This is a genomic window from Bacillus sp. BB081 (assembly GCF_008368895.1).
In the GTDB taxonomy this organism is placed as follows: Bacteria; Bacillota; Bacilli; order Bacillales; family Bacillaceae_G; genus Bacillus_A; species Bacillus_A wiedmannii.
This window is the reverse complement of record NZ_QOZX01000099.1, coordinates 1-12582: the sequence shown is the minus strand read 5'-3', so window position 1 is coordinate 12582 and position 12582 is coordinate 1. Positions and strand designations below refer to the sequence as shown.

Sequence of the window (12582 nt, the reverse complement as noted above, 5' to 3'; positions counted from 1 at the left end):
ATATATGCTTGTACTTATTTTATTGTGCACATATGAAGTATCACTAAAAATCCTACTCAAATATCCATTGTACAATTATCCTATTAATAAATAAAAAAACATCCCCATGGATGTTTTTTATGTACACACTTTTAAGCTTCCATAAACTTAGCCGGTACACCAATTTTTTCAACTACAGAAGATATATTAGTAGGATTAATCATTACATTTTCAATACAAACTAATTTATTTTCTAATAACCCTTTCTCTGTAGTAATAAGTTCTTCAAATCGTTCTAAAGTCATTGAGAATTTGTGCTCACTTCCACCATTCATACTGACTTTTACATACTTCATAGTGTCACCGCCTCTCTTAATTATCTATAATTCGATAAGAATGCGCTTACATCCTTTTTTATTAAAGTATGGCTTATCACATCCCATAACACGTTTAAAATGACTTTAAGAAAAACAGCCAATATACACCTCTTATTCTTTTTATTAAAATTACAATCAAACGTTTCTATCATTCTACATCTTTAGAAAGAGTTATATAATAGTATTGATTACATATTAGGAGTGTTATTAATGGCTGATATAATTCGCCTCTTAATTATCATACTTATTGCTATTTTTTTGTTTTCATCTATTATTATGGAATTTAAAAAGCCTCAAAAAAGTATGTTTTGGTTCTCTATTGAAGTCTTGTTTCTGCTTGGAATTATACTATTAATTAAAGAATTTTTTATCAAATTTTTCGCATAAACCCTTAAGTAAAATATAATATTTTATCAGTAACACAGGAAAAATTATAATTTTGAACTCTTTTCACTGGAGTTAAGAATGTAACTTCCAATAATTATCCTTTATTTATAATTGCTTTATTAGCTTCTGCTAAGTCTTATTGGTTTATTAATATTAAGACTAGAACAAGCATGCCTTGTCATATATTAAAAAAAGATAGGGGATGTGATAACATTGAATAACAATAACAATCAATTTGTTTTTTATGTAGTAAAAGGTTCGACAACTAAAAAATTTATTATTATCGATTTAATTGCTGGAACAGGAATTTATTGGACCGTAAATTTCATTTCTTCAAATGCATTACTCGCAATTATTAGTTGTATTTTGGGGACAAAGAAAATGAAGAAAATGCATCATTCATAGAACCCAAAAGTATATCCCACTTCTTTCCTTTCAGTTATGTCCCTTTTATATTCCGCGTAATTGTGTACTATTTATTATCTTCTCTCGCCTTTTTCTTCACTGATTAACTGAATAATTTCATATACACCGTAATAGATACATTCCACTGAAAGCAGGTAGATCCTTCAATTTTTGATCTTCTTGACATGGGAAAAGGAGAGTGAAAAGTTGGCTCATTCATTAGATTCTCTAGCAAACAACACTTTGGCTTGTCTGTTTTGTATGAGATTTTTCATTTTACATATACTACTTTTGTACCTGCATACCAATGCAAGCCATTTTGGTGTTTTGGATTTCCCTTCCTGGGATAAGTATTTTTTACTTATCCCTTTTTTTGTATAGACATGTATATTTAGGGTAAAACTAATTACAAGCAGTTTTTCTGTTATTCGTAGTTCTTAATCAAAAGACTTTTCTCCTTTAAAGGACAGCAGATACGACTGCTTGTCCTTTTTTATTTACATTTCACACGACATTTTCCGACCAATTCTAATCATTCTAATACGGATCCAAAATAGCCGATGTTTATGTTCATTCAAAATAAGCATTTTCTGATATTTTCCTTTTTAAGTTACACAACACGATTCAAATGAACTTATACATTTGAATCCACGTCTCCTATCTCAGAAGCTCTTCTAAATAAAGAAAAAAGAACACCTTAAGTGAGTGTTCTTTTTTCTTTATGTAAGCGAACATACAGATACTATTAATCCTCCAAATGTCACTGTTCCTAGTACTCCTAATACAAATCCTGTTAAACAAATACAATCAGCAAGACAAATAGAAGATTGCGATAATGGAACAAATGACCTACTTGTGCTGGATCCATAATGTTTAATTTTCTCATAATTTATATCTAACATTAAATGCAGAGACGATATACACCCCTCAATAGTTTGAAGAGATTCATTTTCTAATCGCTCCAAAAACTTGTTATTTAAAGCAAGGGGAAGAGGAAATTGTTTATCTAAGTTCATATTTTGATAAATTAATTGTAAACGAGTTAGCATACTATTTTCCTTTTTTTCAGATACAACTGTACATTTCATATTATTAAATTCATTTAATAATATCGTCAATTCATCCCTGGTGCCGTATAAATCCCTAGCTATTCTTCTCTTTAGTTTGTATGAATGGATAATAGATTTAATCTCAATCATTTAATTACACTTCCTAATTAAATATTATTTATCCTTATAGATAAACAGTACTTTTAAACCATATTAAAAATACACTCAAACACTTTAATTTACTATCGATTATCATTACATAAACCTTACATTATTGTAATAATTTTTTCACTACTTACCAACTAGAAGCAATCCATTCTCTTAATTAGAGTTGTATACATCTCTTTACTTTGTAATACAGTATTAAAATATTGTTGGTTATATTTTTGCAATAAAATGTAACCACACAAAATAAGCGGCTTCTGATTGCACAGAGGCCACTTATTTAATACCCATATATTTACGTTAAAATTGCTAATAAGAAGGATAAAGATAGAAATGCACAAAGTGGTATAAATAAAACAGTATCCATTCTAGCAAAATGCGTATCTTTTTCGCGTTTAAAAATACCAAAATAACGAAACTCACCAATTACTCTTATGAAAAAAACAACCATACAAACCCAGGATCCCATTTGAACAATAATATTAGGAAATGCAAAATGAACTATATTTGTTTGTTGCAATAAAATCATTGCTGCCATAATTAATAATAACGCAATAAACAATGTCACTCCTAAACCTGGTGTAAACGCCTTTTCTCCAGATTTTTTTGGAATGACACTATCCGTCGCCCACTTACCTCCAAAAGCCCAGTAAACATGTAAAAAGCTAACTAAGAATAATATGCAGACGGCAAAATATGTAATAATAAGCATTTTGTCCTCCCATTATTTTATTTAAGTCCTCAACTTTAGATTATGCTATGAATTCCTTATTAGCAATCTATATTTAATTACATATAAAACCCTTTAATAATTCATCAATTCAATGATAAATCATTAAAGGGTTTACTGAAATTCCTTATGCATTATGCCTGTTTCTATGACGTTCCATCCTCGTTTGTCCTTGAACAGTACCTTCTTTATATTGATGTATTTGCTCTGGCGTTTCATATGTTGCAGCTGGAGCTGGTTCTTCGTAATTATGCTCACGTATTTTTTCTGGTGTTTTTCGTTTTGATACTTTTCCACCAAACTTAAATAACTTCACCTTAAATTTAGGTAATCTTGGAAGACGAATCTTAAATAATAGTCTTTTTCTTTTCTTTTTTTGTTTAAATAGATTAATATTTTCTTTATTATTATCTTCCTCTTTTCGGTGCAATAACATTGCAAGTAACCCACCTAATATAAGTCCCCCAATTAAAAGGAGAATATACAAGTAATGGCTCGTCATTAAACTCGACATACGTTCAAGTATGACTAATGACTGTACTTCTTTAATATCCCATAGTAAAGCGGCCCATAATGAGATTAAACCGAATGTAAGTCCATATGTACGAAAACGGAATAGACACGGAATTAAAGCGACACATGCGGCAATTTTCGCATTCGCTATTATTGAACTTATTGAAATATCTTGATGCCAAATGACTAACAGTAGTGTTATAAATGGAGCATACGCTATCCAGCTACATATGCGTGAATATATTTTTTTCGCAAAATAACTACCAAAACTAGTAAAAAACAAAAGGCCTCCAATATATAAAGACTGTTCTAGTGGGATTTGCTTTATAATTCCTGCAACTGGAAAGAGGCCGCTCAATAGCATTAATAGTACATCTAATTTCTTCACAATTCCTCATTCCTTTCAAATTTCTTTTGAATCAATTCATATTGCTTTCCCAAATGATGTAGTTTTTTATTTCTAAAAAACATCTTAATCCTGTATGGAAATAAAGTAAATACGTAAAAGAACAGATACATGACAAAAGATATCCTTATTTACATGGGAAAATGACAAATCCTGACCGATATAATGAGCAGGATTTGTCTACTCTTATTTAAAGTAGAATAATTGAATCTTTCTTTTCTATATTAATTATATCTACATCTAGTTCATCATCAAACTCTTTAAACTCTCTTGCATCTATATCAGTCATGTAGCTTTTTATTACTTTCGCCATATGCATGGAATACGGCATGTGTACATCCTTTTCCATAAGCATACTTGAATTACAGCACATGTAATGTATCATTTTGGCAATATAATTCCTTTCTACAGCTTTTACACCTAACGGTAAAATTTCAAGTATGTATCGTTGCAATGTTTCACTACCATTAAACGAATATTCACCAGTGCTATAATACATCCCTTTTTGATCTACATATAAACTTGTACCCTCAGGAACACCATCACGTTCTATCACACCGTATTTTGGTGTATCAAAAGCTGTATTTATTCTTATTACGTTTAAATTAGGAACCTTTAGCTCATCAGGAACAATCTCCGGTAAAATATCTACATCAATTTTTTTATTTTGTAACTCTTTTATCCAATATTTTCTTAAATTCGCATCTACAATGAAATACACTTGCTCATTTTTCTCTTTTGCACGTTGTAAAATTCCCTTTAATGTTTCAAAAACAAATTGTTTAAATTGAATTCCCATATCATTTCTTTTTGAAGGTTGCGGTAAAAAGGTATTATATTTATTTATATTTAATAATAAGCGATCAATCGTTTGCCACTCTGTATTCCCATATAATTTATATGAAACTTCTTTTCCTTTTATTTGTGAAAAAATAGGTAAGAAATCAAATTTCGAGATTCGCTCAATTGATAAATTAACATATGTACAAGGTAAATTTATCTTATTCCAACTACGTTTCAAAAATCCTTTTTGTTCTAATAAACTAAGGATACAATTAATAATTGTTTTACGAGATACACTTTGGCCAATAAATAAATTAATAAATGCTGAAATACGGTTAGTTCGTGCAAACCCTTCTCTAACGATTTGCTTTGGATCAATTTTTTCACGCCCATCACAATTTTCCATTGCGATTAACGCCAATGTCGCATCATTGCGCTCACCTGCAGTAGCATAAATCGCTTTCATAGCATCCTCTACTAAATTTGTTTTGTATTTCTGGCAATATTGCATTTTATATGGATTTTGTAATACTTTTTCAATATTATATCTTACTATTTTTAACAATACTGGAGTATCTGCATTTAATACATATAACGACTCACCGATTTGAGCTAACACAATTTCACTTTCAAATAACGCTTGTTCAACTTCCAACGATATTTTTTCAGACCATATTTCTAACGTTATAGTCTCTAATCCTTTTGGTGCAATTAAAGGGAATAATTCATTTTCATTATTTGTTGCTATCTTTTTACATTCTGGTAGTAATGTGAAATAAGAGAATTTTTGCTGAAACCCTTTAAATAGATACTCTCTTTCCTTTACTTTTATACCAGGTTTTATTTTAGTACCTTGAACTTTATATATTCTCTCATTATATGGAAGTAACACCCTAATATTTGTTCCTAGCATATAATCTTTCGGATATTGAAGAATATGCTCTAATTCAACTTCTCCACCTATACGAAAATTATCTTTTAAATTTCTAAATATCTTAATCCATTTTATGCCGTTTGTAGCTTGTTGTACTTTTAGTTTTACAAACCGTAATTTCTTATTATTCGATGCTAATTCTGGAGTAGAAACCAATATCATGCCCCGTTTACGTCTTAATAGCAAAGGAATATCTGGATGGTTATATTCTTGATAAAACCTCCGAATTCCTATTGAAACATTTAATAATGGAATATTTTCGCCTCCGCGCGTGATACATTCGAACCGATATACATATGCGAAATAATCTTGTGTTTTTTCATCTTTAATAGGCTCTGACATAGCCTCACAAATATTTTGTGATCTAAGAGGAGAAAAGTATATGTCTTCTTCGTTTATGTTTTCTAATTGTATAGGACGTTCACAAAAAATATGGGAAATTAAAGCGGGTACCCACTTAGAATATATTTGATTATCATGTAGTACTGTTAAATTACAAATTAAATCGTAATGCCATTCATATTTTGGTGATTCTATTAATTTATTAGGTTTCCAATCATGAATAACCTCATACCAACTTTGGAAAATATAATCGAGCTGTTCTTTTCTAATAGGTTCTTTACATACAATCCATGGTGTATTTTCATTTAATACATACGGATTATGCTGAATAAATAATATATCAGAAAACATATCATATAATCTTTCATTCAATCGTTTCAACTTATTCGTTAATAAAAATGTCTTATAATGTATCTCTACAATATCGAGCCATTCAATAGGAAAATATATAAATGATACGCTTTCGTTTAAAAGAGGTTCTACTATATTTTCAAATGTTAATAACTTTAATTTTTCCATAAAATGATTACTTCCTTTCTTCGTTTTTCTTAATCACAAAAAACTAAAGTATTATCACATAATCTAATTATCTAAAAGAATAACAAATACCGCTTATCTGACTTACATATTAATGACATGACTCTTATAAAAGTTAAAAGAAATTATCATACATAGCCCCCTTATAAATCGCGATTATATTACATTCGAATTATACAGTATATGTTGCGTATTGTATTTGGGATTTACAATAATTTTACAAAAGATTATAAAAGAAGTATTGACCATACATATGTATATCAAAACCTCTTTTCACTATCCTATTACCTTTTCCGCCTCTGTATTCACTGGCCACTATTCTAATATTAAGAATGAATAAGTATATATAATTGAGCATAGAGAAGATAAAATGGGAAGAGGTTCCCATTTCCATACTGCAGATGATGAAAAAGGAAGACCACTGGAAAAAAGGAAAACATTAAGAAACTAAAGGTGTGAAAAAATTTGAGTAATATGAATAAAAGCCGAATCGAAATTCTAAAAATGAAAACAAAAAGAAACGCTAGTAGAAAAGAACTGATAGACGAACTTACTAATATTGTTACGATTTCTATGGACTCATTTATGGATGCAGAATCTAATGATTTATTTTGTAAAGAATTATTTAATACGCTAGAACAAAATTCAAACATAAAAAATTTTGGTAGCACTGATTATGAAGAAAACAGAAGACTATCAATAGCGCTGTTAAAAGAAACAGCTAAAACTATTCAATTTCCACTTAAGCAAGGGAGACTCTTTTTCTCTAAGGGTGGTAAAATTGAAGCAGTTAAGCTAAACATTGCTGAAGTATTCGATAATTTAGAAGAGTTATCAACCATATCAAGATTTCTAACTGGGTATACCGATTTTGTATTAGTTGGTGATGATTTAGAATTCGGCGTATGTATCGAAAGAACAGAATATCATTATGAATTCAGTATGTGGGGAATAACGAAAATCTAAATTGCGAAAATAATCCAACTTCAGATTATGTAAATCAAATCCTATTGGATGAAAACAATTGGCTTGCATCTAAAAATAATTAATTAGAAGGAATTGGGATACCTGCTGCGAATACACCGGTAATATAGTCAATTGCTGCCAAAATAACAAGAACTTTCAACGTTGTATTCCGTCCTCCCAAAAAGTATCCGCAGAAGCCACCGAATAAAACTATAAATGCTTTCAGTAATACATCGATACGATCCATCTTTTCACTCCTTATTTATAATAAAAAAAGAGAGATGCTTGTCCCTCTCTTAATAAGTACTTTTATTTTTATATTTTAAATCATCCCTTTTAATATTAAACCCAAAACTGACATAGTGATTGCGCTAATAATAATTCGCAAAATCCAAGTTGTATTCATGCTAATCTTTTCTAATTGCTTATTAATTGTTGCTATGTCTTTCTCATTAATTGTTGTGCGGGTTTCTAAATTACGAATATCTCGCATGATTTCTTTTTGTTCTGCTTTTAAACTATCAATTTTCACATAAACATCTTCCAATACGTTCACATCCTTTTATCATCTTAATAAAGCAATCTTTACATGATATGAGACAACCTTATTCATGGTGAATTTATCGCAGGAAATCCCATACAAAATCCGTATTTTGTGCAAAATAAAAACAGCTTACGGCTGCTCTGATTTCTCATTTATTAATTTTCAAACTAACTCTTCTAACGTTGCTATCTTGTTGTTTATTAATGTAATCTCTTATAAATAAATTATGAATCGCCTTTAAATAAGGCGATTTTTTATTTTTTAAAATCAATAACAATCACATAAAAACGTTACTATTAATCGGAAACAATAAATTTCTTAACTTGATGGTAATGGATCATTATGTTCCTTTGACGAATTACGCTTCTTTTTATGCCGTTTCTTCACTTACTCATATCTTCTATTTTATGTAACTAAGCCAAATACTTTATCACGGTCGGGACATGAACCTTAAAATCAAAACACCAAACGGATTTAAATCAGATTTTTACATTTCACCAGAATTTATTAGCACTATCGGATTATCTATCTTATATCTCCACCTAGCAGGAATCATTTGATTCTTGCTTTTCTTTTTCGTTCGTTTGTTTTGTTAAACGCTAAATCCAATTGAGACTGTGCCTTTCAAATTATTAAGTATTAAAAATCTTAATAAAAAAGAGTGCTATAAAGATATGCACTCTTTTAAAAGACTTTACCAATCTCGACAATCTCGACGATCATCACGATCACGGTCATGATTACGTCTGCGACGACACTCATCACAATCGCAGTCACGTCTACAATGACAGTCGTTAAAATCGTTTCTTCTGCGTCTACGACCGCATCCGCAAAATACTAAATCATCCCAAAATCTATTACAATCTCGAGAATGTCCAAAATTATTGTTGCATCCCATAGATATGATTCCCTCCTCTAAAAATAGAATTCATTATATTCTATGAATAAAAGTTGAAAACAGCTTGTTTACTAGCCTATGTTTTTTGTTTTACACTAATAATATTCCAATTTGCAAGTCTATCTCGCCCCTTATCTTTCCTTAACAACAAACAAGACGCCAACCAGATCATGGCAGCGTCTACGATAATTGATATTGGTCTTATCATTCGGCATCATTCCTATTTCTTAAATAAAACAGAATCAACGATTGTTAAAACTACCCAAGCTATTCCGAGAAACACTGCAATTATTGGCGTCAACCAGAAGTAGTGATACCATTTTGTGTAACTACTCATCTTCCACCATTCATGGAGTGGATTAAGCCCTATCATTTATAACAACCCTCCCCCATTTTGTTCAATAAAAAGAGAGCACCTGCGCCAGTAGATGCTCTTAATGTGATAAAGAGTTTCTTATGAGTATTGAAATAAGGTAGATACAAGCGAGTGAGCCTGTCCTACACTCTTCAATATATGTAAAGGGGCAAACGAAAAAGAGCAATCCCCTATATATAATTAAAGCACCTGTATATCAAACGTTTATATCACCAATCAACCCAGCAAATATACCAGGCTCAATAAGAAACACAAAAGCCACGACACTCACACATCGTGGCTGACTATATAAATTCAATTGGTCTTTTCGTCCTTCTTGCGGATTCTTACCGCCCTTGCCCGTTCTCCGGTAACGTTTTGATAAAGGGGCTACGCTATCCCCACACTATTCTTCTTTCAAAGAACTGTATAGATATAGAGTAATATTGATTCTGTTTTGAGAAATCCCCGGAAACGTCCCCTTTTTATCGAAAAAAGGACCTGCATTTATGCAGGTCAAATATAAATTAGTGACTTTACTTAGATAAGATTACTGATGGATTTCATATCACTTATTCTGTTGGAGACGGAAATCTTGCAGCTTCAAAATGCGTACTATTTTCTACAGTAGAGATAACTCCAGCTACGCTACTTTGTGCAAAAACCTCGACTACATCCCCAGCATTCAATTGAATTATTGATGAAACGGCAACAACATTAGCAAAGTTTATTGGACCAAAAAAATCATTATCTATTGCAATTGCTGGATTTCCATTAACTCGAATTTCTACCCGCGCTCTATAGTTTACGTTTAGATTATTGGGAATGAACGCAATTGTTCCAATAACAGAATAAACACCTCTTGTCTTTGGTATAAAAATGGATGTTGCAGGGTTATATTCATTTGCTAAATCAAATTGTTCATTTTGGAATAAGACTTTTACAAAAGTATTTGCTGGCACATTCTGATTAACTGTGCTCACAGCTCTAAAAGCAGACGCTCTTACAAGATTGTATTGGTTATCATCTGAACAACAATTCACTTTTACATTAACCCAAGGCTTTTCATCATGTTTTTTATCACATTTGTCATAACTCTTACTACTTTTATGACAATCATGATATTTCTTTTTGTTATCCTTACAATGATCATAGTAGGAATAAGACATACTAGTTTCCCCCTTTTAAATTTATTACTACATACTATGTAAGATAGATTTAAAAGGTTTGGACGAGCTATTATTATTTTTAATAGAATTAAAAAACCCTACCAATTGGCAGGGCAGGGAAATAATATAACATGTAAAGCAGAACAACCTCATCTTAACCAATCTATACAACATTACAAAATATTAGAATCCCATTTCCGATACCTCAAAACTAAGTTTATATAATCCCCACAGCTGTAGCTATCAACTGAATATCACTTTTTTCTTTCTGATAAAACGGATCACGCTTTATCATTAATTCGTTGTACACAAACGAATCTTTAACCTTTCGATTCCCTAAGTACTTCATTTCAATTATCCTACGTTCCTCTTCATCAAGAGATGTTACAACGTCCGTTCAATTTGTTTAACACGTATCTCATGATTCTTTTCGTCACCTTTCATTTTAGGAAAAAGAACGATGCCCTCCGTTCGATCTACTCACTTATAAACGAATTATTTTGTTTAAATTTATACAGCATCTATTAAACACATAATAATTATACTTTTTTACTAGTATACAAGCCGTATCTTTTAAAAGAAGCACAACATAGAATAAAATACAGGACAAGACTTTCAAAAAACTTGTCTGAGTTTATTCTCAAAAAAGAGGTGAACATAAATGCCTATCGTTAAGCCCTTTATAGCTGGAAGACGATTTGTAAGTACAGCAGCAACAGGGACTGTCGCTGGAGCAGATTTAACTTTTGCTAACACAGACTTCACTGATGACACTGGTGCTGTAACAACATTCCCTGCTTCTTATGCTTTTTTAACACTTTATATTAATGGCGTTATTCAAACAGGGGATACTATTACTGGTGTGACTACTACAGCTGCTACTATTGTAGGAGGAGCTGTCCTAGATGGAGGAACTCCTATCGCAATCGAATTTACAATAACGTAAATTTAGTTATCTTTTTAGAGGTTTCATTAAAAGAAACCTCTAATTTTAAAAAATGAAGTTAATTTTAGTAGCAACTACATAATGCGGTGCATATACTATTATAGGATGATTGGTATTTATACTCACTCTTGAAAAGAGCACTTATATGGTGCTCTTTTTTAGTTTTAAACTAATACAAAATGAAATTTTTACCACATAGCTAATTGTTAAATATTTTACGCTTATACATTATAATGGAATAGTTATTGTATATTGGCATTAAGAGGAGCGTCTTGATTAAGCGCTTCTCTTTTTTTATAAAATAGCGTTTTTGTTCAAAATGATGACCTTATCTATTCGGACACATTTACAAAAAAACTCATGATATGGTTAATTAGTCGATTACCTCATTACTTGACGATTACCCTTAGAAGCCCCGCAAACAATCGGGGTTTCTTTTATTAAAATAACTATTTTGTTGCATTTCCCAAGGGTTGAATTCCGAATCCTCTTTCTTTATTAAACTCCTTCATCTTTATAAAATTCTTGTAAACTCCCATATGAGTTAATAGTCATTTTCTCCCTCGCCATTGGTAAAGCTGCACTAACGCTAATAGAAATACTTATAGGTAATGCAATTTGCATTTGTTTCACCTTTTGGCTACATTTCACACAGAACTTGTCATTTGTTCCATCTTCCATGTCAATCCACTTATGTTTGCATTTCATTCTGTCCCTCTCGCCTTTAGATAATTTTCTGCAAATCGTAATTTCTGACCAATTTACGAATCATTTTCTTCTCCACCACTTGCCAACCAATCTCTTACATGATTATGAATATCTTGAAGAACTACTAAAGGTAATTGTGAAGAAAGCTTATTTATTTGCTCTAAATATGTCATTTCTTTCTCTCTCCTGAATAAAACTCAAAATTCCGTCAATACTTTAGACACATGGTTATCTTTCTCCGATTTTCTTATAAAAGCAGTTAGCTTTTGCTAGCTGCTCTTTTATTTGTGACCAAGTGAAATCTTTACTAAAAATAATGAACTTTCAAAGCTACTGAATTGTAAATATAAATAAACTACTATATATCTATGAACTGTACCCTATAAAAT

At 30.9% G+C, this 12582-nt stretch carries 15 protein-coding genes and 1 pseudogene; 3 read left to right on the top strand and 13 right to left on the bottom strand.

From position 1 onward, the window contains the following. Positions 1-131: 131 nt before the first annotated feature. Complete coding sequence (locus DN394_RS27145; protein ID WP_016087715.1) at positions 132-335, bottom strand: hypothetical protein; 204 nt, start codon at positions 333-335, stop codon at positions 132-134. 621 nt (positions 336-956) lie between these two features. On the opposite strand from DN394_RS27145, the gene DN394_RS27140 reads away from it, so the two are divergent. Beyond that, positions 957-1148 carry a hypothetical protein gene (locus tag DN394_RS27140; protein ID WP_149294425.1) on the top strand — a complete coding sequence of 64 codons (192 nt, stop codon included), beginning with the start codon at positions 957-959 and terminating at the stop codon, positions 1146-1148. 719 nt (positions 1149-1867) lie between these two features. Here DN394_RS27140 and DN394_RS27135 read toward each other — a convergent pair. From DN394_RS27135 to DN394_RS27120, 4 genes are all read right to left on the bottom strand, one after another. Continuing rightward, positions 1868-2347: a homoserine dehydrogenase gene (locus tag DN394_RS27135; protein ID WP_098149960.1), complete on the bottom strand. Its 480-nt coding sequence runs from the start codon at positions 2345-2347 to the stop codon at positions 1868-1870. A gap of 310 nt (positions 2348-2657) precedes the next feature. After that, a complete protein-coding gene (locus DN394_RS27130) occupies positions 2658-3074 on the bottom strand; it encodes a DUF3995 domain-containing protein (RefSeq protein ID WP_098149959.1) in 417 nt (138 codons plus the stop codon). Between the two features lie 145 nt (positions 3075-3219). Beyond that, entirely contained in the window at positions 3220-3993 is a 774-nt protein-coding gene (locus DN394_RS27125) for a DUF3959 family protein (protein WP_098149958.1), read from the bottom strand. A 208-nt stretch (positions 3994-4201) separates the two neighbouring features. Next, positions 4202-6589 (bottom strand): RNaseH domain-containing protein, encoded by a 2388-nt coding sequence (locus tag DN394_RS27120; RefSeq protein WP_098149956.1) that lies wholly within the window; start codon positions 6587-6589, stop codon positions 4202-4204. 483 nt (positions 6590-7072) lie between these two features. Between DN394_RS27120 and DN394_RS27110 the strand changes: the two genes are divergently transcribed. Further along, positions 7073-7573 (top strand): YxiF family protein, encoded by a 501-nt coding sequence (locus tag DN394_RS27110; RefSeq protein WP_098149955.1) that lies wholly within the window; start codon positions 7073-7075, stop codon positions 7571-7573. Positions 7574-7673: 100 nt separating this feature from the next. Here DN394_RS27110 and DN394_RS27105 read toward each other — a convergent pair. The 6 genes and pseudogenes from DN394_RS27105 to DN394_RS29625 form a co-directional block, all read right to left on the bottom strand. Continuing rightward, positions 7674-7820, bottom strand: a pseudogene (locus tag DN394_RS27105) (phage holin family protein); the annotation flags it as partial. A 75-nt stretch (positions 7821-7895) separates the two neighbouring features. Beyond that, on the bottom strand, positions 7896-8120 hold the full coding sequence (locus tag DN394_RS27100; protein ID WP_000390479.1) for a hypothetical protein: 225 nt from the start codon (positions 8118-8120) through the stop codon (positions 7896-7898). A gap of 691 nt (positions 8121-8811) precedes the next feature. Then, positions 8812-9015 carry a hypothetical protein gene (locus DN394_RS27095; RefSeq protein ID WP_079998406.1) on the bottom strand — a complete coding sequence of 68 codons (204 nt, stop codon included), beginning with the start codon at positions 9013-9015 and terminating at the stop codon, positions 8812-8814. A gap of 220 nt (positions 9016-9235) precedes the next feature. Continuing rightward, positions 9236-9388, bottom strand: coding sequence for a hypothetical protein (locus DN394_RS29140; protein ID WP_157639288.1), 153 nt, complete (start codon positions 9386-9388; stop codon positions 9236-9238). A gap of 554 nt (positions 9389-9942) precedes the next feature. After that, on the bottom strand, positions 9943-10539 hold the full coding sequence (locus tag DN394_RS27090; protein WP_000122593.1) for a hypothetical protein: 597 nt from the start codon (positions 10537-10539) through the stop codon (positions 9943-9945). 217 nt (positions 10540-10756) lie between these two features. Then, positions 10757-10888, bottom strand: coding sequence for a hypothetical protein (locus tag DN394_RS29625; protein ID WP_255258669.1), 132 nt, complete (start codon positions 10886-10888; stop codon positions 10757-10759). A 312-nt stretch (positions 10889-11200) separates the two neighbouring features. Between DN394_RS29625 and DN394_RS27085 the strand changes: the two genes are divergently transcribed. Continuing rightward, complete coding sequence (locus DN394_RS27085) at positions 11201-11485, top strand: DUF4183 domain-containing protein (RefSeq protein ID WP_001123250.1); 285 nt, start codon at positions 11201-11203, stop codon at positions 11483-11485. A 498-nt stretch (positions 11486-11983) separates the two neighbouring features. On the opposite strand, the gene DN394_RS27080 is transcribed toward DN394_RS27085, so the two are convergent. Both DN394_RS27080 and DN394_RS29900 read right to left on the bottom strand, forming a co-directional pair. After that, positions 11984-12193: a hypothetical protein gene (locus DN394_RS27080; protein ID WP_052760572.1), complete on the bottom strand. Its 210-nt coding sequence runs from the start codon at positions 12191-12193 to the stop codon at positions 11984-11986. A gap of 53 nt (positions 12194-12246) precedes the next feature. Further along, complete coding sequence (locus tag DN394_RS29900; RefSeq protein ID WP_327963028.1) at positions 12247-12366, bottom strand: DUF6877 family protein; 120 nt, start codon at positions 12364-12366, stop codon at positions 12247-12249. Positions 12367-12582: the final 216 nt, after the last annotated feature.